Annotated in this window: 20 protein-coding genes and 1 riboswitch; of the genes, 15 read left to right on the forward strand and 5 right to left on the reverse strand. The window is 71.3% G+C overall.

Annotated features, from left to right (window positions below; translation table 11 throughout):
• Window positions 1-15 precede the first annotated feature (15 nt).
• The 6 genes from ACFRAR_RS27550 (at window position 16) to ACFRAR_RS27575 (ending at window position 5,084) form a co-directional block, all read left to right on the forward strand.
• Window positions 16-1,305, forward strand: a complete 1,290-nt coding sequence (locus ACFRAR_RS27550) for an ATP/GTP-binding protein (RefSeq protein WP_380700898.1) — start codon at window positions 16-18, stop codon at window positions 1,303-1,305.
• On the forward strand, window positions 1,274-1,903 hold the full coding sequence (locus ACFRAR_RS27555) for an RloB family protein (protein ID WP_380700899.1): 630 nt from the start codon (window positions 1,274-1,276) through the stop codon (window positions 1,901-1,903). Before ACFRAR_RS27550 ends, ACFRAR_RS27555 begins: the two co-directional genes overlap by 32 nt.
• Before the next feature lie 355 nt (window positions 1,904-2,258).
• Window positions 2,259-3,128 carry an EamA family transporter gene (locus ACFRAR_RS27560; RefSeq protein WP_380700900.1) on the forward strand — a complete coding sequence of 290 codons (870 nt, stop codon included), beginning with the start codon at window positions 2,259-2,261 and terminating at the stop codon, window positions 3,126-3,128.
• A gap of 232 nt (window positions 3,129-3,360) precedes the next feature.
• Window positions 3,361-3,639 (forward strand): hypothetical protein, encoded by a 279-nt coding sequence (locus ACFRAR_RS27565; RefSeq protein ID WP_380700901.1) that lies wholly within the window; start codon window positions 3,361-3,363, stop codon window positions 3,637-3,639.
• Window positions 3,640-3,713: 74 nt separating this feature from the next.
• Entirely contained in the window at window positions 3,714-4,472 is a 759-nt protein-coding gene (locus ACFRAR_RS27570; protein WP_380700902.1) for a class I SAM-dependent methyltransferase, read from the forward strand.
• A gap of 153 nt (window positions 4,473-4,625) precedes the next feature.
• Complete coding sequence (locus ACFRAR_RS27575) at window positions 4,626-5,084, forward strand: nuclear transport factor 2 family protein (protein WP_380700904.1); 459 nt, start codon at window positions 4,626-4,628, stop codon at window positions 5,082-5,084.
• 21 nt (window positions 5,085-5,105) lie between these two features.
• On the opposite strand, the gene ACFRAR_RS27580 is transcribed toward ACFRAR_RS27575, so the two are convergent.
• Window positions 5,106-5,846, reverse strand: coding sequence for a TetR/AcrR family transcriptional regulator (locus ACFRAR_RS27580; RefSeq protein ID WP_380700906.1), 741 nt, complete (start codon window positions 5,844-5,846; stop codon window positions 5,106-5,108).
• A 150-nt stretch (window positions 5,847-5,996) separates the two neighbouring features.
• Here ACFRAR_RS27580 and ACFRAR_RS27585 point away from each other — a divergent pair, with 150 nt between their 5' ends.
• Window positions 5,997-6,617 carry an NADPH-dependent FMN reductase gene (locus ACFRAR_RS27585; RefSeq protein ID WP_380700908.1) on the forward strand — a complete coding sequence of 207 codons (621 nt, stop codon included), beginning with the start codon at window positions 5,997-5,999 and terminating at the stop codon, window positions 6,615-6,617.
• A gap of 41 nt (window positions 6,618-6,658) precedes the next feature.
• Window positions 6,659-8,272: an MDR family MFS transporter gene (locus ACFRAR_RS27590; RefSeq protein ID WP_380700910.1), complete on the forward strand. Its 1,614-nt coding sequence runs from the start codon at window positions 6,659-6,661 to the stop codon at window positions 8,270-8,272.
• 143 nt (window positions 8,273-8,415) lie between these two features.
• On the opposite strand, the gene ACFRAR_RS27595 is transcribed toward ACFRAR_RS27590, so the two are convergent.
• The 4 genes from ACFRAR_RS27595 to gcvT form a co-directional block, all read right to left on the reverse strand.
• Window positions 8,416-9,783, reverse strand: coding sequence for an L-serine ammonia-lyase (locus ACFRAR_RS27595; protein ID WP_380700912.1), 1,368 nt, complete (start codon window positions 9,781-9,783; stop codon window positions 8,416-8,418).
• Between the two features lie 162 nt (window positions 9,784-9,945).
• Window positions 9,946-11,214 (reverse strand): serine hydroxymethyltransferase, encoded by a 1,269-nt coding sequence (gene glyA, locus ACFRAR_RS27600; protein WP_380700914.1) that lies wholly within the window; start codon window positions 11,212-11,214, stop codon window positions 9,946-9,948.
• Between the two features lie 86 nt (window positions 11,215-11,300).
• Window positions 11,301-11,675 (reverse strand): glycine cleavage system protein GcvH, encoded by a 375-nt coding sequence (gene gcvH / locus ACFRAR_RS27605; protein ID WP_380700917.1) that lies wholly within the window; start codon window positions 11,673-11,675, stop codon window positions 11,301-11,303.
• 99 nt (window positions 11,676-11,774) lie between these two features.
• Complete coding sequence (gene gcvT, locus ACFRAR_RS27610) at window positions 11,775-12,896, reverse strand: glycine cleavage system aminomethyltransferase GcvT (protein WP_380700919.1); 1,122 nt, start codon at window positions 12,894-12,896, stop codon at window positions 11,775-11,777.
• A 230-nt stretch (window positions 12,897-13,126) separates the two neighbouring features.
• Window positions 13,127-13,231: riboswitch (glycine riboswitch) on the reverse strand.
• Between the two features lie 207 nt (window positions 13,232-13,438).
• On the opposite strand from gcvT, the gene ACFRAR_RS27615 reads away from it, so the two are divergent.
• The 7 genes from ACFRAR_RS27615 (at window position 13,439) to ACFRAR_RS27645 (ending at window position 21,853) form a co-directional block, all read left to right on the forward strand.
• Window positions 13,439-14,233 carry an enhanced serine sensitivity protein SseB C-terminal domain-containing protein gene (locus ACFRAR_RS27615; RefSeq protein WP_380700921.1) on the forward strand — a complete coding sequence of 265 codons (795 nt, stop codon included), beginning with the start codon at window positions 13,439-13,441 and terminating at the stop codon, window positions 14,231-14,233.
• 115 nt (window positions 14,234-14,348) lie between these two features.
• Window positions 14,349-15,272: an enhanced serine sensitivity protein SseB C-terminal domain-containing protein gene (locus ACFRAR_RS27620; RefSeq protein WP_380700923.1), complete on the forward strand. Its 924-nt coding sequence runs from the start codon at window positions 14,349-14,351 to the stop codon at window positions 15,270-15,272.
• 445 nt (window positions 15,273-15,717) lie between these two features.
• Window positions 15,718-16,704, forward strand: a complete 987-nt coding sequence (locus ACFRAR_RS27625) for an ABC transporter permease (protein WP_380700925.1) — start codon at window positions 15,718-15,720, stop codon at window positions 16,702-16,704.
• A gap of 92 nt (window positions 16,705-16,796) precedes the next feature.
• Window positions 16,797-18,560, forward strand: coding sequence for an ABC transporter substrate-binding protein (locus tag ACFRAR_RS27630; RefSeq protein WP_380700927.1), 1,764 nt, complete (start codon window positions 16,797-16,799; stop codon window positions 18,558-18,560).
• A gap of 98 nt (window positions 18,561-18,658) precedes the next feature.
• Entirely contained in the window at window positions 18,659-19,669 is a 1,011-nt protein-coding gene (locus ACFRAR_RS27635; RefSeq protein ID WP_380700929.1) for an ABC transporter permease, read from the forward strand.
• Window positions 19,666-20,736, forward strand: coding sequence for an ABC transporter ATP-binding protein (locus ACFRAR_RS27640; protein ID WP_380700931.1), 1,071 nt, complete (start codon window positions 19,666-19,668; stop codon window positions 20,734-20,736). Before ACFRAR_RS27635 ends, ACFRAR_RS27640 begins: the two co-directional genes overlap by 4 nt.
• 34 nt (window positions 20,737-20,770) lie before the next feature.
• Complete coding sequence (locus ACFRAR_RS27645) at window positions 20,771-21,853, forward strand: ABC transporter ATP-binding protein (protein ID WP_380700933.1); 1,083 nt, start codon at window positions 20,771-20,773, stop codon at window positions 21,851-21,853.
• Window positions 21,854-21,887: the final 34 nt, after the last annotated feature.

Consider the following 21,887-nt stretch of genomic DNA (forward strand, 5'->3'; position numbering starts at 1 on the left):
AAGGGGGGATCACGGATGCTGCTGAACTTCAGGGTCGCGAACCACCGCTCGATCAGAGAGGAGCAATCGCTCCAGCTCAACCCGGTCTACGAAGCTGACAGGCCGCCGGGGACGCACTGGGAAGCGGTTCCCGTGGCGGGCATCTTCGGAGCGAATGCCGCTGGGAAGTCGAACGTCATCGATGCTCTGAGGTACATGAGCAAGATGGTCGTCGACTCACACCGCGACGCCGAACCGGACGAGGGCGTGACCCGTCACCCGTTTCGCCTTGACGAGGCCGCGCGGGGCGAGCCGTCGTGGTACGTGGTGGACCTCTTGATCGACGGGATCCGTTACACCTACGGGTTCAGCGTCGATGACGAGCAGGTGGTCGACGAGTGGCTGCACAGCTATCCCCATGGCAGGAAGCGCAAGATCTTCGAGCGTTCGGCCGACGGGTTGGAGATCGGTGACTCGCAGCAGCGGCGGGAGCTGGAGGCGGTTGAGAACATCACCGAGCCCAACGTCCTCTTCATGTCCCTCGCGGCCCGCTCCCGGCAGCATGACTTCCGGCCGGTGTACGACTGGTTCGCTCGAAACCTCGGGTTCAGCCGGCGCGGCCTCGGTGACTACTTCAGGATGGGGGGTCGGATACTCGAACAGGCGGATCGGTATCCCGAGCTCATCGGTCTGCTGCGCGCCGCGGATCTCGGGATCGCGGAATGCGGCGCAGAGCGCGTCCCGTTCGATGCGGAGCGCCACGGGCGGAACACGACGTGGGTCACGGCGGAAGTCGACGGGCGGGTTTCCCGTATGGCTCTGCGCCCGTGGATCGGTCATCACGGACGCGACGGGATCGTCAGGATGGACCTGAGCGAGGAGTCGGAGGGGACGCAGGCGCTGGTGCGGCAGGCACCCCTGTTCATGGGGGCGCTCCGTCGGGGCGGCACCCTTGTGGTGGACGAAATCGATTCGAGTCTCCATCCGATTCTGACCGCGCGCCTGATCGGGCTCTTCCAGAATTCCACGACCAACCCGAACGGCGCCCAGCTGATCTTCACCTCGCATGACGCCAGCCTGCTCGGCCGAGTCGGCGGAGAGGAGATCCTGCGGCGGGACCAGGTCTGGTTCGTGGAGAAGAACGAGTACGGCGAGACGGAGCTCTTCGGTCTCGCCGACTTCAAGCCGCGCCAGGAGGAGAACCGGGAGCGGCGGTACCTCGCCGGCAGCTACGGCGGCGTGCCGTACATCGATGACGAATTTGCCAACGCCGTGGCGGCGCGGGGGGACGAAGATGGCAAGGGCGACGAAGCCGAGCGGGCGTAAGCGTCCCTCTTTTGAGACGTCGCTGAGCCGGAGGCCGGGTCATCGGGAGTCACGGCAGCGGCTGCTGGTGGTCTGTGGCGCGAAGGTGACCGAGCGCGACTACCTTCAGGGGCTCAAGTCCAGCGCGCGGAATTCCGCGGTCTCCCTGAAGATCGTCGAACACCCGAGGTCGCCCTCCCAGGTCGTCGACCATGCCGCGTTGCTGCGTGACCAGGCCCGCGGTGAGTACGACGAGACCTGGTGCGTTCTCGACGTCGACCAGTTCGTCGACCTGGAAGAGGCGATGGCTGGAGCACGGCGGAAGAACATCGAGGTGGCGTTCTCCAATCCGTGTTTCGAGCTCTGGCTCCTGCTGCATTTCGCAGAGCACAGCCGCCAAGCTCATTCCTACCGGGAACTCGCCCCGTACCTTGATCAGCACTTCGCGGCGGGATACGAGAAGACCGGCATGAAGTTCGCGCGCTACGAGCCGCACTGGCGGTCGGCCGTGAACAGGGCGAGGGAGTTGGCTCCGTCGGGCGACGAGCACAAGGTCAATCCGTCCACCGGGATGTGGAGGCTCGCGCTCGCCATCGGGGGTGGCGAGCCGCGGGCGTGATGGTGGGGCGCTTCTTCGGGGTCCTCGCCGGTTTGCGCCGCACGGGAAGTCGGACCGGCCGACTTCTCGTGCTGGACGGTCGGTAGTATCGGCCTCGTGAACCTGTACTGGCACGTCGTGCTGCCACCGCTCAGCGCCTGATCGGGCGCGCGCTCCGGTGGCTTGATCCCCTGCGACCCCGGCTCGGCCTGATGGTGGCCGCCGTGGGCCGATGGCGTGCGCCCGTTCTCGGAACCTCTTCTCTGATGGTCTTCGACGACGGAAGTTCACGACTGTGCCGAATCGTTTCTCTTCGCCTGCCCGCACGCCTGCCCGCACGCCTGCCCGTACGCCTGCCCGCCCGCGCGGCGGCGCGGTGCCGATCCTGATCGCCGCCGTCCTCTGGGGCACCACCGGAACGGCCAGCTCACTGGCGCCCGGCGGCGCCCCGGCGGCCGGGATCGGGGCCGCCGGGCTGGTGCTCGGCGGGCTGCTGCTGTTCCTGTCCGACCGCACCGCCCGCACCCTGCCCCGGCGCTGCGCGGCCCGCGAGCGGTGGCTGCTGGCGGCCGGCGCCGTCGCGGTGGCGGGGTATCCGGTCACCTTCTACCCGGCGGTGAGCCGTACGGGCGTGGCGGCGGCCACCGTGATCGCGCTCGGCAGCGCCCCGGTGTTCACCGGGCTGCTCGGCTGGCTCGCCCGGCAGGGGCGGCCCGACGGGCGGTGGGCCGGGGCCACCGCGCTCGCCGTGCTCGGCTGCGCCGTGCTCGTGCTGGGCCCCGAACTCGCCGGGGGCGGTACGGCGGTGGACCTCCTCGGGGTGCTGCTCGCGGCGCTCTCGGGGCTCTCGTACGCCGTGTACTCGCTGATCGGCGGGCGGCTGATCTCGCACGGGCACCCCTCGGGCGGGGTGATGGGGGCGATGTTCGGCGGCGGGGCGCTGATCGTCCTGCCGGTGCTGCTGTGGGGGTCGCCGGGCTGGCTGCTCTCGGCGCGCGGGGCGGGCGTGGTGCTGCACCTGGCCGTCGTCACCACCTTCCTCGCCTACCGCCTGTTCGGCCACGGCCTGCGGCACACCACGGCCCAGACGGCCACCACACTGACCCTCGCCGAACCGGCCGTCGCGGCCGTGCTCGGGGTGGCCGCCCTGGGCGAACGGCTGCCGGGCGTCTCGTGGTGCGGCCTCGCCGTGCTGGCGGGGGGTCTGGCGTTCCTGGCCGTGCCGGGGCGGCGGCCCGCCGCGTGAGAAGTCGGCCCGGCCGACTTCCCGCGTCGCGTCGCCGCCTGGGCGCTTCCGATAATCGCTGGGCCAGGCGAAGGCGCGTGGCGATACTGGTGCGATGTGCTATCGACGGGGGACTCCCTACCGGCATCACGTATGCGTGTCCTGCCGTTCCTCGTTCAAGAAGCGTGGTGCGTGGGCGAGTCGATGCCCGCGCTGCGGTGGAGGGCTGATCGACGCGGGCCAGGACCTCGCCGTGCCGAAGCGGAGCGACACCGCCGGGTGGCGGGCGCTGACCGCCCTGCTGAACGCGGGCGTCACGTTCCACTCCGGCTGCTGCGACGGGCCCGGCTGGCGGCCGCGCACACCGCGCGAGGTGCGGGAGCGGCTGACCGCCGCAGCGGGGACGGGGGTGCCGCTGAAGGCGGCGCTGACGACGGTCGACATCGACGGGCTCCGTTCCGGACCCGCCTCACGCCTCACACCGGGCCGTGGACGCGGGCCGTCCGGCACCCGGCGGCGAGCGGCTCGCTGAGCGGCTGTTCGATCGAACCGCTTGCCGTCGGCGGGCTCGTTTGCTGGGCTGGGCGGATGGGACACCTGGGGAACGTGAACGCACCGGCGGCGTACGACCGGATCGGTGTCGGGTACCGGCGGATCCGGCGGCCGGACCCGAGGCTGGACGCGCTGATCTCGTCCGCGCTGCGCGGGGCGCGCACGGTGGTCAACGTCGGGGCGGGGGCCGGGTCGTACGAGCCGGAGGGAGCCGAGGTCACGGCCGTCGACCCCTCGCAGGTCATGCTCGATCAGCATCCGGGGCGGCGGAAGGTCAAGGCTTCGGCCTCGCGACTCCCCTTCGCGGACGGGGCGTTCGACGCGGCGATGGCCGTGCTGACCGTCCACCACTGGCCGGACCCGCACCAGGGGCTGGCCGAACTGCGGCGCGTCGCCCGGCGCCAGGTGGTGTTCACCTGGGACCCGGCGCACCGGCCGCAGCTGTGGATGCTGGAGGACTACCTGCCGGAGATCCGGGCGCTGGAGGAGAGCCGCTTCACCCCGCTCGCCGAGGTGGTGGAGGCCCTGGACGCGCACACGGTGCTGCCGTTCCGCATCCCGCACGACTTCACCGACGGCTTCCAGGTCGCCTACTGGCGACGGCCCGAGCTCTACCTCGACCCGACCGTCCGACAGGCCAGTTCGACCTTCGCGACGCTGCCGCCGGAGGTGGTGGAGCCGGCGATCGAACGGCTGCGGGCCGACCTCGCCTCGGGGGAGTGGCACCGGCGCAACGCCGACCTGCTCGATCGGGACAGCATGGACTACGGGTACCGCCTGGTCATCGCGGGCGAGCGGCCGGCGGCCGGGTAGCGGTCCCCGGCAGCCCGCCACTGCGCGAGAAGTCGGACCGGCCGACTTCCTGCGTGATCAGGCAAACCGGTTGCCGCCGATGGCCCGCTTTGCTGGGCTTGCGGGCGGGCCCGATCGGGCCCGCCCTGCCCGCCGTACGAGGGGATCCCAGCCATGTCCGACACCACCCCCGACACCACACCCGGCCCGCTCGACCTGCTCGCCCGTTACCGGCGGGCGATGCTCGACCTGGACGCGGACGCCCTGGCCGGGCTGTACGCGCAGGACGGGGTGCACGAGTTCCCGTTCCTCTTCCCGGGGATGCCCGAGCGGTACCGGGGGCGGGAGGAGATCCGGGCCGGCTACCGGGCGGCCTGGGGCGCGAGCGCGGCGCGGCCGACGGAGATCCGGGAGGTGGCCGTCCACCCGGGTGCGGACCCGGAGGTGCTCACCGTCGAACAGCAGGTGGTCGGCACCCTCGCCACCACCGGTGAGCCGTTCACCCTGCCGGGCCTGCTGGTGATGCGCGCCCGTGACGGCCTGCTGGTGCACGTCCGGGACTACATGGACGGCCTCGGCGTCGCTCACGCGATGGGCCGACTGGGCGCCGTCGCCGCGCGGTTGGGGGCGTGAGCCGTCTCGCATGCGGGCCGGTCAGAGGGCGAAGTGGGCGGCGATGCCGTCGAGGACGCAGTCGAGGCCGGTCTCGAACTGCCAGTCGGGGTCGTCCTTGCGGGTGGCCTCGTAGAGGTAGCGCTGGTAGCTGGGGTAGCGGCCGGTGTTCATCAGCCAGGTCATCCGGGGGGCGAGGCCGGCCCGGGTCTGGTCGCCGTCGGACCAGCCGTGTTCGCGGCGGAGGGCGATCAGGGTGACCTCGGTGGTGGCCGAGCCGTGGACGTATCCGGTGACGGTGCGGAACACCGCCATGGTGGTGTCGGCGTCCAGGCCGTGCTCGGCGAGGGCGGCGAACGCGCGCTCGGGGACGGCGAGTTGGTTGGGGCTGAGGGAGAACGGGGTGGAGGTGCGGACGGTCCACGGGTGGGCCAGGTGCATCGCCCGCAGGTGGCGGGCGAGGGTCCGCATGGTGTCCCGCCAGCCCTCGGCGGGGGCGTCCAGGGGGAGCCGGCCGTAGACGAAGTCGACCATCAGCTCGATGAGTTCGTCCTTGCCGGAGACGTACCGGTAGGCGGCCATCGGGGCGACGCCGAGGTCCCCGGCCAGTCGGCGCATGGTGACGGCGTCCAGGCCCTCGGCGTCGGCGATGGCGACGGCGGCCTCGGCGATCCGGTGCGGGGTCAGGGTGGTGCGCGGCGCGGGGGTCGGGCGGTCCAGGCGTTCCCAGAGTGAGACCTGGGGCTTGTCGCTGTCGCCGCCGGGGGCCTGCTGGGCGGGCACGGGGCGGGCTCCTTTCGGCGAGGGGGTCGGGTCCACGGTAACACTTCCGTGTGTACGGCGTATCGGAGGTGGACGGCGTACGCGCCGATGTGTACGTTGTATCCGTAACCGATGCGCCGTACACATCGGCCGTCACGGAGGGGGATTCCCATGTCCACGGAGCAGTCCACGGAGCAGAAGCCCGCAGCGCAGAACCTGAAGGTCGCCGTCGTGCTCGGCAGCACCCGCGACGGCCGCTTCGGCCCGGTGGTCGCCGACTGGCTGCTCGGCCACCTCGAAGCCCGCGCCGACCTCACCGTCGACCGGATCGACCTGGTGGAGACCCCGCTGCCCACCACCTTCCCGTCCTTCGGCGGCGAACTCGCCCAGGGCGACGCCGAGTTGCTGGCCGCCGTGTCGCCCAGGCTGGAGGCGGCGGACGCCTTCGTGTTCGTCACGCCCGAGTACAACCACAGCTTCCCGGCCCCGCTGAAGAACGCCATCGACTGGCACAACCGGCAGTGGCACGGCAAGCCGGTCGGCTTCGTCTCCTACGGCGGCCTGTCCGGCGGCCTCCGGGCAGTCGAGCAGCTGCGGGTGGTGATGGCCGAGTTGAACGCGGCGACGATCCGCAACACGGTCAGCTTCCACGGCGCCGCGCAGTGCTTCGACGCCGACGGCGCGGCGAAGGACCCGGCCGCCGACGCCGCCGCCAAGACCATGATCGACCAACTCGCCTGGTGGGCCGAGGCGTTGCGCGACGCCCGGCAGGCCCGCCCGTTCGCGGCCTGAGCCTGAGCCTGAGCGAAGCCGGAAAAAGGGGGGCGAACACCATGGCCACGGAACCGGCCGTAGAACCGGCGACCACGGAACCACCGGCCGAGCCGGCTGAGCCGCCCGAGCCGGCTGAGCCGCCCGAGCCGCCCAAGCCGCCGCTGCTCGGCGTGATCGGGCTGATGCTCGGCATCTTCCTCTCGGCCCTCGACGGCCAGATCATCGGTACCGCCCTGCCGACCATCGTCGGCGACCTCGGCGGGTTGGAGCACCTCTCCTGGGCGGTCACCGCCTACCTGCTGACCTCCGCCGCCGCCACCCCGCTCTGGGGCCGGCTCGGCGACCTCTACGGGCGCAAGGGTGCCTACCAGTGGGCGGTGGTGCTGTTCCTGGTCGGCTCGATGCTGGCCGGACTGGCGCAGGACATGGGCCAGTTGATCGCCTTCCGGGCGCTCCAAGGCGTCGGCGCGGGCGGGCTGATGGTCGGCGCGCTCTCGGTGATCGGGGTGCTCGTCCCGGCCTCCGACCGGGGCCGGGTGCAGTCGGTGATCGGCGTGCTGATGCCGATCGCCTTCGTCGGCGGGCCGCTGCTCGGCGGTTTCCTGACCGACCGGCTCAGCTGGCGCTGGGCGTTCTACGTCAACCTGCCGGTCGGGCTGCTCGCGCTGCTCGCGGTCGGCGCGGGGGTGCGGCTGCGGACGGAACGGGCGCGGACGGAACGGGTGCGGGCGCCCTTCGACTGGTCCGGCGTCGTCCTGCTGACCACCGGCATCCTGGCGCTCACCCTGGTCGGCAGCTGGGGCGGCACCGAGTACGCCTGGACGTCCCCGTGGATCCTCGGGGCGGCCGTGGTGGCGGTGGCGGCGCTCGGCTGGTTCGCCCGGACCGAACTGCGCGTTCCCGGGCCGCTGATCCCGCCCGCGTTGTTCCGCGACCGCAACTTCACGGTGGCGCAGGTCCTCGGCTTCCTCACCGGCGCCGTGATGCTCGCCCTGATCGGCTACCTCCCGCAGTACCTCCAGTTCGTCCGGGGCGCCTCGCCGACCGCCGGTGGCCTGCTCCTGCTGCCGCTGATGCTCGGCATGATGGGCACCCAGCTGCTGACGGCCCGGTTGATGAGCCGGCCGGGCGGCGAGCGCCGCTACCCGCTGCTGGGCGGGGCGTTCGCCCTGGCCGGGGCCGCGCTGCTGCTGCTCCTGGGCACCGGCACCCCGATCGCCCTCGCCTCCGCCCTGACCGCCGTCGCCGGGGTCGGCATCGGCCTGCTGATGCAGAGCACCCTGCTGACCTCGATGGGAGCCGTCCCGCGCCAGGACATGGGCGCCGCGATGGGCGTGGTCACCCTGCTGCGCAGCGTCGGCGGCTCGCTCGGGATGGCCGCCCTCGGCGCGGTCTACACGGCACGGCTGACCGATTCCCTGACGGCACGGCTGAGCCCGGCCGAGGCTGCCCACCTGACCAGCGGCGGCGGGCTCACCCCGGCCTCGCTCGCCGGCCTGCCCGAGGCCGTGCGGGACGCGGTCGGCGAGGCCGTCACCAGCGGGCTGCACGGCACGGTGGCGGGCGGCGCGCTGCTGGCGGCGGTGGCCACCGCGGTGGCCTGCCTGGCCCGCCCGCGGCGGGGAGCGCCCGGGGAGCCGGATCCGGCGGCGGAGCCCGCCACGGCGCGGTAGCCCGCCCCAGCGCACCAGCCCCACGCGAAGGCCTCCACGCGATGGCCCTCACGCAATGGCCACACGCAATGGCCCTCACGCAATGGCCCTCACGCGAAGGCCCCCGGACGAAAGGGCGTCCGGGGGCCTTCAGGCAGCCGTGATCAGCACTCGATGACGTTCACGGCGAGGCCGCCGCGCGAGGTCTCCTTGTACTTGATCTTCATGTCGGCGCCGGTCTCCTTCATCGTCTTGATCGCCTTGTCCAGCGAGACGTGGTGGCGCCCGTCGCCGCGCAGCGCCATCCGGGCCGCGGTGACGGCCTTGACCGAGGCCATGCCGTTGCGCTCGATGCAGGGGATCTGGACGAGGCCGCCGACCGGGTCGCAGGTGAGGCCGAGGTTGTGCTCGATGCCGATCTCGGCGGCGTTCTCGACCTGCTCGGGGGTGCCGCCGAGGACCTCGGCGAGGCCGCCCGCGGCCATCGAGCAGGCGGAGCCGACCTCGCCCTGGCAGCCGACCTCGGCGCCGGAGATGGAGGCGTTCTCCTTGAAGAGCATGCCGATGGCGCCGGCCGCGAGCAGGAAGCGGACGATGCCGTCCTCGTCGGCGCCCGGGATGAAGTTCAGGTAGTAGTGCAGGACGGCGGGGATGATCCCGGCGGCGCCGTTGGTCGGCGCGGTGACGACCCGGCGGCCGGAGGCGTTCTCCTCGTTGACCGCCATCGCGTAGAGGGTCACCCACTCCATCGCGTTGGCCGGCCCGATGCCCTCGGCGCGCAGCGTCCGGGCCGCCGCGGCGGCCCGGCGGCGGACCTTCAGCCCGCCCGGCAGGATGCCCTCGCGGGTCATGCCGGCCCGCACGCACTCCTGCATCACGGACCAGATCTCCAGCAGGCCGGTCCGGATCTCCTCCTCGCTGCGCCAGGCCTTCTCGTTCTCCAGCATCAGGCCGGAGATGGACAGCCCGGTCTCCCGGCTGAGCCGCAGCAGCTCGTCACCGGTGCGGAAGGGGTACTTCAGCACGGTGTCGTCGGGCTTGACCCGGTCGGCGCCGATCGCGTCCTCGTCCACCACGAAGCCGCCGCCGACCGAGTAGTAGGTCTTCTCCAGCAGGGTCGAGCCGTCCGCCGCGAACGCCCACAGGGTCATCCCGTTGGCGTGGTACGGCAGCGAGCGGCGGCGGTGCAGCACCAGCTGGCTGTCCGGGTCGAAGTCGATGGTGTGCTCGCCGAGCAGGCTGATCCGCTTCTCGGCGATGATCCGCTCGACGTCCTTGTCGGCCTGGTCCACGTCGACGGTGCGGGGTGAGGCGTTCTCCAGGCCGAGCAGGACGGCCTTCGGGGTGCCGTGGCCGTGGCCGGTGGCGCCGAGCGAGCCGTACAGCTCGGCGCGCACACCCGTCACCTGCTCCAGCAGGCCTTCGGTGCGCAGCCGGCGGGCGAACATCCGGGCGGCGCGCATCGGGCCCACGGTGTGGGAGCTCGACGGGCCGATGCCGATGGAGAAGAGGTCGAAGACGCTGATGGCCACGGGGGACGTCCTTGTCTGGTCTCGTGGAAGGACTTGCGGGCAGGGAGGGGCCGACACGGGACGGGGCACCGCGCGCACTGTCCAGTGTGCGCGGTGCCCCGGAGCGCCAGGAACGCCGGAGGGGTGAGGCCGGTCACCCCGCCCGAACGATCACCGGAGTGATCAGAGGTTCGGGTACAGCGGGTACTTCTCGGCCAGGGCGGTGACCCGGGCCTTCAGCGCGGCGGCGGCGGTCTCGTCGAAGGCGGGCTTGAGCGCCTCGGCGATGACGTCGGCGACCTCGCGGAAGTCCTCGGCCTGGAAGCCGCGGGTGGCCAGGGCCGGGGTGCCGATGCGCAGGCCCGAGGTGACCATCGGCGGGCGCGGGTCGTTCGGGACGGCGTTGCGGTTGACGGTGATGCCGACCTCGTGCAGGCGGTCCTCGGCCTGCTGGCCGTCGAGCCGGCTGTTGCGCAGGTCGACCAGGACCAGGTGGACGTCGGTGCCGCCGGAGAGCACGGTGGCGCCGGCCTCGGCCACGTCGGCCTGGAGCAGGCGCTCGGCGAGGATGCGGGCACCCTCCAGGGTGCGCTCCTGGCGCTCCTTGAACTCCTCCGAGGCCGCGACCTTGAAGGCGACCGCCTTGCCGGCGATCACGTGCTCCAGCGGACCGCCCTGCTGGCCGGGGAAGACCGCAGAGTTGATCTTCTTGGCGTACTCGGCCTTGGACAGGATGACGCCGCCGCGCGGGCCGCCCAGGGTCTTGTGGGTGGTGGTGGTGACCACGTCCGCGTACGGCACCGGGTTCGGGTGCAGACCGGCGGCCACCAGACCGGCGAAGTGCGCCATGTCCACCATGAGCAGCGCGCCGACCTCGTCGGCGATCCGGCGGAACGCGGCGAAGTCCAGCTGGCGCGGGTAGGCGGACCAGCCGGCGATGATCAGCTTCGGCTGGTGCTCCTTGGCCAGGCGCTCGACCTCGGCCATGTCGACCTGGCCGGTCTTCTCGTCCACGTGGTACGCGGCCACGTTGTAGAGCTTGCCGGAGAAGTTGATCTTCATGCCGTGAGTCAGGTGACCACCGTGGGCCAGGCTCAGGCCCAGGATGGTGTCGCCCGGCTGGATCAGCGCGAACATCGCGGCGGCGTTGGCCTGCGCGCCGGAGTGCGGCTGGACGTTGGCGTGCTCGGCGCCGAACAGGGCCTTGATGCGGTCGATGGCGATCTGCTCGACCACGTCGACGTGCTCGCAGCCGCCGTAGTAGCGGCGGCCGGGGTAGCCCTCCGCGTACTTGTTGGTGAGCACCGAGCCCTGGGCCTCCATGACCGCCACCGGGGCGAAGTTCTCGGAGGCGATCATCTCCAGGGTGGTCTGCTGGCGGTGCAGCTCGGCGTCGACCGCGGCGGCGATCTCCGGGTCGAGGGCGTGCAGGGACTGGTTGAGAACCGTCATGGTGGTGGTCTTCCCGGTGGAGTAGGAAAGGGGGCCGCGGCTGGGGCGGGGCGGCCGCCGCGCGGTGACCGCCCCGGTCAGGTGTCTCAGCCGCCGATGAGGGCGGTGTAGGCGTCCGCGCTGAGCAGCTCGTCGGTGGCCTCGACGCGCACCTTGAACAGCCAGCCGCCCTCGAACGGGGCGCTGTTGACCAGGCTGTTGTCGTCCAGGACGTCCTGGTTGACCTCGGTGACCTCGCCGGTCACCGGGGAGAACAGGTCGCTGACCGACTTGGTCGACTCCAGCTCGCCGCAGGTCTCGCCGGCGGTCACGGAGTCGCCGACCTCGGGCAGCTGCACGTAGACGATGTCACCGAGCGCGTCGGCGGCGTGCTTGGTGATGCCGATCGTGGAGACACCGTCCTCGGCGGCCGTCAGCCACTCGTGCTCCTTGGTGTACTGCAGGTGCTGGGGGTTGCTCATGGCGTCATTCTCCAGGATGGGAAGCGGGCACGGCGAAGCGGGCCGCCGCTCGGACGGCTGCGACGTGCGTGTACGGGAAAACCGGGGCCTTGCGGAGGCTCAGCGGGCGCGCTTGTAGAACGGCAGCGCCACGACCTGGACGGGCTCGTGCTTGCCGCGCACGTCCACCGCGACGGTGGTGCCGGGGGCGGCGTGGGCGGCGTCGACGTAGGCCATCGCGATCGGCTTGCCCAGGGTCGGGGACGGCGAGCCCGAGGTGATCCGGCCGATCGGCTCGCCCTCGGTGGAGACCACGGTGTACTCGGCGCGCGGCACCCGCTTGCCCTCGGAGACCAGGCCGACCAGGACCTTCGGGGGGTTGCTCTCGGCCGCGGCGGCGGCCTGCTCCAGCGCCTTGCGGCCGACGAAGGCGCCCTCGTTGGTGGTCTTGTCGAAGCGGACGACCCGGCCCAGGCCGGCGTCGAACGGGGTGAGGTCGGTGGACAGCTCGTGGCCGTACAGCGGCATGCCGGCCTCCAGGCGCAGCGTGTCGCGGCAGGACAGGCCGCACGGGACCAGGCCGTGGCCCTCGCCGGCGGCGGTCAGCGCCTGCCAGACCGGCTCGGCGTCGGCCGGGTGGCAGAAGATCTCGAAGCCGTCCTCACCGGTGTAGCCGGTGCGGGCGAGCAGCACCTCGCGGCCGGCCACCACGGCCGGGAGGATCGCGTAGTACTTCAGACCGGGCAGGTCGGCGTCGGTGGTCGCGGCGAGGATGCCGGTGGCCTCCGGGCCCTGGACGGCGATCAGCGCGTAGGTGTCGCGGTCGTCGGTGACGACGGCGTCGAAGCCCTTGGCGCGGGCGATCAGCTCGTCGAGGACCAGCTGGGCGTTGGAGGCGTTGGCGACCACCAGGAAGGCGTCCTCGCGCAGGCGGTAGACGATCAGGTCGTCCAGGATGCCGCCGTCCTCGGCGCAGATCATGGTGTAGCGGGCGCGCAGCTCGCCGAGCGCGGAGACGAAGCCGACCAGCGCGTGGTCCAGCATCTCGCCCGCCTGCGGGCCGGTGACGGTGATCTCGCCCATGTGCGAGAGGTCGAACAGGCCCGCCTTGGTGCGGACGGCGAGGTGCTCCTCGCGCTCGCTGCCGTAGCGCAGCGGCATGTCCCAGCCGGCGAAGTCGGTCATGGTGGCGCCGAGGCTGCGGTGCAGCGCGTCGAGCGCGGTCAGGCGGAGGGACGACATGGCCAGGAACTCCTCGGTCGGGGCACTCAGGGTGCACGCACCGGACCGGGCCCGCTCGGGGACCGACCCTGCGCGCGGGCATGCGGCGGCGTGGGTCTCCCCATCTGTCGTCGAACCTGAGAGCTTCACCGCCCACCAGCCCGCAGCTGGTTTCCAGCTTGGGGGACAGCATGGCGGCTTGCACCGTGGGTGGGCGTCCGACAGGGCCGGGCGCCGCTTTCCAGATGTGCCTAACCCGTGCGGTAGGGGTGCCTGAGAGATTCCGGGGAGGACTTGCTCCTTCGGCGCCGGCTCGTGCCGTGGGGCGGCACTCCGGGCTCTCCCGCGCGGGTTCGAGCGGCCGGTATGGAGTTGTGGGGGCCCGCGGCGCATGCCGTCGGACGCGGACATCATGGCACGTCCCGGGCGGCGAGGGGAGAGGGGACCCGGTCACACGGCGCGGTACCGAACACGAGCCCTAACGCCACGACCCCACGCCCTAGACTGCTGCGCGTCGGCGCAGCAGAGGGCGGCCGACCGGCAGAGGGCGGAATCGGCGGCGCATGGGGTACCCGGTGGAGCAGCAGCAGGGGTGGGGCGGACCGGAGGAGGCGCCGACGGGCGGCTCCTGGCCGGCCAACGAGCTGGAGCAGGTGCTGGCCGCGGCCCTGGGCGATCCGGGCGCGACCCCGCGGGTGATCGAGGTGCTGGCCCGCAGTCAGGTGTGGGTGCCGCTGCCGGCCGGGGCCGACCCGCAGGGGCAGTCGCTGGACCTGCCGATCATCGAGCTGGCCGGTGACCCGTACGTGCCGGTGTTCTCCTCGCAGGAGGTGTTCCTCCAGCAGGCGCCGGGGATGGCCTTCGCGATCGCGCCGGCCTGGGAGTTCGCCCGCGGGCTGCCGCTGGGCGTGGGCATCGCGGTGAACCCGGAGGCCGCGGTGGGCATCCCGGTGCCGCCGCAGGGCGTCGCCGAGCTGCGCCGCGGGCCGCGCGAGGAGCGCTGGGAGGACCCGGCGGCGCCGACCGGCGGCCGGGTGGCGCTGCGCGAGCCGGTGCCGGGCGAGGACCCGGAGCACTTCCTGGCCGCCTGCCGGGCCGAACTGTCGGCACTGCCCGGAGTGTTGACCGCCCGCAGGGCGCTGGCCAGCATCGAGGGCGAGCCGACCGTGATGTTCGTGGGCGTCCAGCTGGACCCCGTGGCACCGGCCGAGCCGGCCGCGGTGAACGAGGCACTCGGGCGAGCGCTGGGAACCGCGCCGCTGCCCGGCGGCGTCCACCTCGTACTGCTCGACCTCGCCGACGACCCGGTGGTCGAGTGGCTGCTCACCCGGGTGATGCCCTTCCACACCAGGGCCTGAGCGGGTCCGTATCAAGGCACGTCGCCGTGGCGGTGGCCGGTGCCGCGCCATAGGGTGCGTGCAGACGGCCGACGGGTCGGCGGGTTCGAGGAAAGAGGCGCGGCGAGGTGGGCGCATGAGTGCGGGAGCGGGAGCGGGCGGGGTGCCGGGGCCCTGGGGCCAGGCACCGGCCGGGCGCCCGGGAGCTGATCCGGGCGCGTTGGAGCGCGCTCTGCGCGAGGTCGCGCCGGAGCGCTACGACGCGTACGAGCGCCTGCTCCACGCGCTGGCGGACGGCCAGGTCTGGATGCTGCTGTGGCACGGCACCCCGGGCAGCCAGGACGCCCAGTACGGGAACATGGAGATCGGCGGCCACGGCTACGCGCCGGCCGTCACCTCGTCCGAGCAGCTGACCTCCTCGGGCTGGACCCGGGCCCACGAGGTCGTCTCCGGCCGGGAGATCGCGGCCTCGCTGTACCGCACCCGCTGGGGCCTGTGGCTCAACCCGCACGCGCCCGGCGGCGGTGTCGGGGTGCCCTGGGCGGACCTGCGGCGGATCGCCGCGGGCCTGGAGCGGCTGCCCGCCGGTCCGTTGAAGCTCAGCGAGCCGCAGCTGAACGCCCAGCCGTTCTTCGCGCTGCTGGAGCGTCAGGCCGCCGAGGTGCGCGCGGTGCGGGCGCTGCGCCGGGCCTGGGTGCAGCCCGCGGTGGGGGAGCCGTACCTGGCCATCGGCCTTGACCTGTACGAGAGTTCGCAGCCGGCGGTGGAGGCGGTGCGGGCGCTGATGCAGCGCGCGATCGGGGTGGCCCCGGAGGGGCTCGCGGTGTCCACGGTGGCGATGTCGGACGAGTACGACCCGGTGGCGCTGTGGATGCGCGCCAACGCCCGGCCGTTCTTCGACCGGGAGGCGGGCCGACCGCCGACCGGTCCGTACCCGCCGGTGCCCCCGCCGCCGTACCCCGGCCAGTCGATGCCGGGTTACTCCTACGGCACCCAGCCGCCGGCGACGGGCTGGCAGCAGCAGCCGCAGCGGCCGTGGCCCGGCTACCCCGGGCACTGATTCACAAAACTCATTCTCCGAAGCCGACTTGATTGTCCATCAAGTCGGCTTCGATGCTTTCCGGACGAATTTCCGGATGTGTGCTCGGGTCATCTTGACATGGCAGTTACAGCCATGTGAAGAGGTATATGCCGAAGATCGGCGAGGTGCATGCGCGCAGATCACAGTTGGGCATCTGTCGGTTGTCAGGGCTGGCGCAAGCCAGTTCGCATGGCAGAGAGTTCTGCGCAACGCACCGCGCGTACTGCAACCCCACAAAGGTGAGCGCGGCCGCCGACAGCCCGTCCACGCGAAGCCCATCCCGCGTGGTGGCAGCGCCTGTGCACGACGTGCTGCCGTCAACACCAGCTCCTCCTAAGCACCTCCGCACGTCCGCAGCCGCACCGCCGAAGCCGACGGCCGGCACCCGTGGGCCGGCCACCGTCGGCGAGGGGACCAACTGACCATGACCGCATCCGTGACCACCGCCGGGAACGCGCCGGAAGCACCCGCCGCCGAACCGGTCAAGAAGATCGAGGGCCGCTCCCTCGGCCAGATCGCCTGGACCCGCTTCAAGCGGGACAAGGCCGCCGTCGCCGGCGGCGTCGTGGTGATCCTCCTGATCCTGCTCGCCGTGCTGGCCAAGCCGATCGAGTCGGTGTTCGGGCTCGACCCGGACGCCCTCCACCAGGACCTGCTGGACGCCGACCTCGGTGGACTGCCGTTCGGCGACTGGGGCGGCATGAGCCTGGACCACCCGCTCGGCGTGGATCCGCTCCAGGGCCGTGACCTCCTCACCCGCGTCATCGAGGGTTCCTGGGTCTCCCTGCTGGTCGCCTTCGGCGCGACCGTGCTGTCCAACACCATCGGCACCGTGCTCGGCATCATGGCCGGCTACTACGGCGGATGGGTGGACACCCTGATCAGCCGCGTGATGGACGTCTTCCTGGCGTTCCCGCTGCTGCTCTTCGCCATCGCGATCTCGACCTCGCTCCAGGGCGGAGCCTTCGGCCTGCACGGCCTCCCGCTGCACATCGTGGTGCTGATCTTCGTGATCGGCTTCTTCAACTGGCCCTACATGGGCCGGATCGTGCGCGGCCAGACGCTCTCGCTGCGCGAGCGGGAGTTCGTCCACGCCGCCCGCAGCCTGGGGGCCCGCGGCCCGTTCATCCTGTTCAAGGAACTGCTGCCCAACCTGGTCGGTCCGATCCTGGTCTACTCCACCCTGCTGATCCCGACCAACATCCTGTTCGAGGCCGGACTGAGCTTCCTCGGCGTCGGCATCCAGCCGCCGCAGGCCTCCTGGGGCGGGATGCTCCAGGACGCGATCCGGTACTACCAGGTGGACCCCCAGTACCTGGTGGTCCCCGGCCTGGCGATCTTCATCACCGTGCTCGCCTTCAACCTCCTGGGCGACGGCCTGCGCGACGCCCTCGACCCCAAGAACAACTGATCAAGCGTCATCCACTGGCCCCGCGTCACCAGTTGACCCCGCGCCAGGAACCCTCACTCCGTCTCCACATTCCCAAGGGGTTGATCTCACCCATGCGTAGGTCCCGTACCGTCGCGCTGACCGCGGCCGCCGCCGCCGCGGTCCTGGTCGTGACCGGCTGCACCAGCTCGTCGAAGGGCGGCGACTCCGCCTCGGCCTCCGGCGCCGCGGGCGCCGGCGCCAACGCCGCCACCAAGAGCGTCGTCAACGCCTCGGACAAGAAGGGCGGGACGGTCACCTTCGAGATGAAGGGCACCCCGGACTCGCTCGACCCGGGCAACACGTACTACGCGTACATCTACAACTTCTCGCGTCTGTACGCCCGTTCGCTGACCACCTTCAACCCGGCGCCGGGCGATGAGGGCAACAAGCTCGTCCCGGACCTGGCCGAGACGGCGGGCCAGCAGAGCGCGGACGGCCTGACCTGGACGTACAAGCTGCGCGCCGGTCTGAAGTACGACGACGGCACCCCGATCACCTCGAAGGACGTCAAGTACGCCGTCGAGCGGTCCAACTTCACGGACGTGCTCACCAACGGCCCGACGTACTTCCGCAACCTGCTGGTCGACAACGCCACGCCGTACCAGGGTCCGTACAAGGACAAGGAGGGCGGCCTCAACTCGATCGAGACGCCGGACGACACCACCATCGTCTTCCACCTCCAGCACCCGTTCGCGGACTTCGACTACCTGGTCGCCACCCCGCAGACCGCGCCCGTCCCGCAGGCGAAGGACACCGGCGCCGACTACGTCAAGCACGTGGTGTCCTCGGGCTCCTACAAGTTCGAGTCCTACGAGGACGGCAAGCAGGCCGTCCTGGTGCCGAACACCAACTGGGACAAGAGCACCGACCCGATCCGCAAGCAGCTCGGCGACAAGATCGTGCTGCGGTTCAACATCGACCAGGCCACCATCGACAAGGACCTGCTGGCCGGCAACGCCCAGGTCGACCTCGGCGGCGGCGGCGTCGACCCGCAGACCCAGGCGCAGATCCTCCAGGACCCGAAGCTCAAGGCCAACACCGACAACGCCTTCGGCACCCGGCTGGTCTACCTGGCGATCAACTCCAAGCTCGCGCCGTTCGACAACATCGAGTGCCGCAAGGCCGTCGAGTACGCGATCGACAAGGTCTCGGTGCAGACGGCGCTGGGCGGCCCGATCCGCGGCCAGATCGCCAACACGGTGCTCCCGCCGGACGTCCCGGGCCACCAGGACTTCAACACCTGGGAGACCAAGGACAACAAGGGTGACGAGGCCAAGTCCAAGGACGCCCTGAAGGCCTGCGGCAAGGAGGGCGGCTTCAGCACCGTCATCTCGGCCCGCACCGAGCGCGCCACCGAGATCGCCGGCGCGACCTCGATCCAGGCGGCGCTGAAGAAGGTCGGCATCAACGCCGAGATCCAGCAGTACCCGCAGTCCAAGTACCTGACCGACAACGCCGGTTCGCCGAAGTTCGCCGCGGACCACAACATCGGTCTGATGATGATGCAGTGGGGCGCCGACTGGCCGACCGGCTACGGCTTCCTCCAGCAGATCGTCGACGGCCGCGCGATCAAGGACACCGGCAACAACAACCTCGGGCAGCTGAACGACCCGGCGGTCAACAAGCTGATCGACGACGCCGCCGTCAACCCGGACAAGGCGGCCCGCGAGAAGATCTACGCCGACGTCGACAAGAAGGTCATGGACCAGGCCGTCTACGTCCCGCTGACCTACTTCAAGGTCTTCCTGTACCGCCCGGGCAACGCCACCAACATGGCCTCCACGTCGGCGTTCTCGGGTCAGTACGACTACCTGAACATCGGCACCACCAAGTAAGAGCCTGGCTCCGCATCCCTGAAGGCAGGTGAAGGCAGCGGCGCCCGCCGCCGTCCGGAAGATCCCGGACGGCGGCGGGCCGCCGGAGCCGCCCAACTGTGTTTGCCTACATCATCCGCAGGATCTTCGCGGCCCTGATACTGCTGCTGGTCGTCAGCGCGGTCACCTTCGCGATCTTCTTCCTGCTCCCGCGCATCGCCGGCGAGACGGCCGACCAACTGGCGGCCCAGTTCATCGGGAAGAGCCCGTCCCCGGAGACGATCGCGGCGGTCAAGCAGAACCTCGGCCTCGACCAGCCGCTGTACGCCCAGTACTGGAAGTTCCTCAAGGGCCTGGTCGCCGGCGCCGAGTACAACTTCGGACCGGAACCGGCCACCTGCCACGTGCCCTGCTTCGGCTACTCCTTCAAGAACCACCTGGAGGTCTGGCCCGAGCTGTCCAAGCGGATCCCGACCACCATCTCGCTCGCCGCCGGCGCGGCCGTGCTCTGGCTGGTCTCCGGTGTCGCCACCGGCGTCGTCTCCGCCCTCAAGCCGAAGTCGATCTTCGACCGGCTCTCCATGGGCGTCGCGCTCGCCGGCGTCTCGCTGCCGGTCTTCTTCACCGGCGCGCTGCTGCTCACGCTGTTCAGCTACCAGTGGCCGATCCTGGACAACCTCCACTACGTGGACTTCACGGACGACCCGCTGATGTGGGCCCGCAACCTGATCCTGCCGTGGATCTCGCTGGCCTTCCTCTACTCCGCGCTCTACGCCCGGCTCACCCGCGCCGGGATGCTGGAGACGATGAGCGAGGACTACATCCGCACCGCCCGGGCCAAGGGCCTGGCCGAGCGCAAGGTCGTCACCCGGCACGGGCTGCGCGCCGCGCTCACCCCGATCGTCACGATCTTCGGCATGGACCTCGGGCTGCTGCTCGGCGGCGCGCTGATCACCGAGCAGGTCTTCTCGCTCCAGGGCGTCGGCCAGTTCGCCGTCCAGGCGATCTCCGACAACGACCTGCCCAAGATCCTCGGCGTCACCCTGCTGGCCGCCTTCTTCATCGTCGTCTGCAACCTCGTGGTCGACCTCCTGTACGCGCTCGTCGACCCCCGGGTGAGGCTCTCGTGACCGACCTCCAGAAGACCCCGGCGGACGCCGCGCCGGGCACGTCCGGCGATCCCTACCTCTCCGTGCGGGACCTGCGGATCCACTTCGACACCGACGACGGCCTGGTCCGCTCGGTGGACGGGGTCAGCTTCGACCTGCACAAGGGCCGCACCCTCGGCATCGTCGGAGAGTCCGGCTCCGGCAAGTCCGTCACCTCGCTGGGCATCATGGGCCTGCACCGCTCCAAGCGGGCCCGGATCACCGGCGAGATCCGGCTCGACGGCGAGGACCTGATCGCGGCCGGCCCGGACCGGGTGCGCCAACTGCGCGGCCGGGAACTGGCGATGATCTTCCAGGACCCGCTGACCGCGATGCACCCCTACTACACGGTGGGGCAGCAGATCGTCGAGGCGTACCGGGTGCACCACCCCCAGGCCTCCAAGAAGCAGGCCCGGGCCCGCGCGGTCGAGATGCTCGACCGGGTCGGCATCCCGCAGCCGGACCGCCGGGTGGACGACTACCCGCACCAGTTCTCCGGCGGCATGCGCCAGCGCGCGATGATCGCCATGGCACTGGTCAACGACCCCTCGCTGCTGATCGCCGACGAGCCCACCACCGCCCTGGACGTCACCGTCCAGGCGCAGATCCTGGACCTCATCCGCGATCTCCAGGAGGAGTTCGGCTCCGCCGTCATCATCATCACCCACGACCTCGGGGTGGTCGCCGAGCTCGCCGACGACGTCCTGGTCATGTACGGCGGCAAGTGCGTCGAGCGCGGCCCGGCCGAAACGCTCTTCGACTCGCCCGAACACCCCTACACCTGGGGCCTGCTGGGCTCGATGCCGCGACTGGACCGGGAGCTCCAGGACCGGCTGGTGCCGGTCAAGGGCACCCCGCCCAGCCTGATCAACGTGCCGTCGGGCTGCGCCTTCCACCCGCGCTGCCCGTACGCCGCACTGACCGAGGGGCGCTCCACGAGCGAGCTCCCGGTGCTGGCCGAGGCCGCGCCCGGACACTTCGCGGCCTGCCACCTGGCGGCCGGCGAGCGGCACCGCATCTTCGCCGAAGAGATCGCGCCCCGGCTGTGAGCCCGGCCACGTACCACCTTCCTGGAGAGAACCGATGACGGACACTCAGACGGCGCGGACCCCGTCCCCGGCACCCGCCGCAGGCCGCCGGCCGCTGCTGAAGGTGGCCGGCCTGACCCGGCACTTCCCGATCCGCAGCGGGCTGCTGCGGCGCCAGACCGGCGCGGTGCGGGCCGTCGACGGCATCGACTTCGCGGTCAACGCCGGCGAGACGCTCGGCGTCGTGGGCGAGTCCGGCTGCGGCAAGTCGACCATGGGCCGACTGGTCACCCGGCTCGACGAACCGACCGGCGGGACCATCGAGTTCGAGGGCACCGACATCACCCACCTGAGTGTCGGGGCGATGCGGCCGTTGCGCCGCGACATCCAGATGATCTTCCAGGACCCGTACTCCTCGCTGAACCCCCGGCACACCGTCGGCACCATCGTCGGAGCGCCGTTCAAGCTCCAGAACGCGGTGCCGGACGGCGGGTTGAAGAAGGCGGTCCAGGAGCTGCTGGAGCTGTGCGGGCTCAGCCCCGAGCACTACAACCGCTACCCGCACGAGTTCTCCGGCGGCCAGCGCCAGCGCATCGGCATCGCCCGGGCGCTCGCGCTGAAGCCGAAGATGATCATCGCGGACGAGCCGGTCTCCGCGCTGGACGTCTCGATCCAGGCGCAGGTGGTCAACCTGCTGGACGACCTCCAGACGGAACTCGGACTGACCTACCTGATCATCGCGCACGACCTCTCGGTGGTCCGGCACGTCTCGGACCGGGTCGCGGTGATGTACCTCGGCAAGGTCGTGGAGATCGCCGACCGGGACTCGCTCTACCGCAGCCCGATGCACCCGTACACCAACGCGCTGATGTCCGCGGTGCCGGTCCCCGACCCGCGCCGCCGGCAGCGCTCGGGCCGCGAGCGCATCCTGCTCACGGGCGACGTCCCCTCGCCGATCAACCCGCCCAGCGGCTGCCGCTTCCGCACCCGGTGCTGGAAGGCGCAGGAGGTGTGCGCGAGCGAGGAGCCGCCGCTGGTGGCGCTCAACACCGGGCACGAAGTGGCGTGCCACTTCCCGGAGAACGCACCCGAGAAGGCGTCCGGGAAAGCGTCCGGGAAAGCGCCCTCGGCCTCCTGAGGACCGCGACACGAAAGCGGCCGCCCGCTCCCCG

The organism is Kitasatospora sp. NPDC056651, from assembly GCF_042792155.1.
Taxonomy (GTDB): domain Bacteria; phylum Actinomycetota; class Actinomycetes; order Streptomycetales; family Streptomycetaceae; genus Kitasatospora.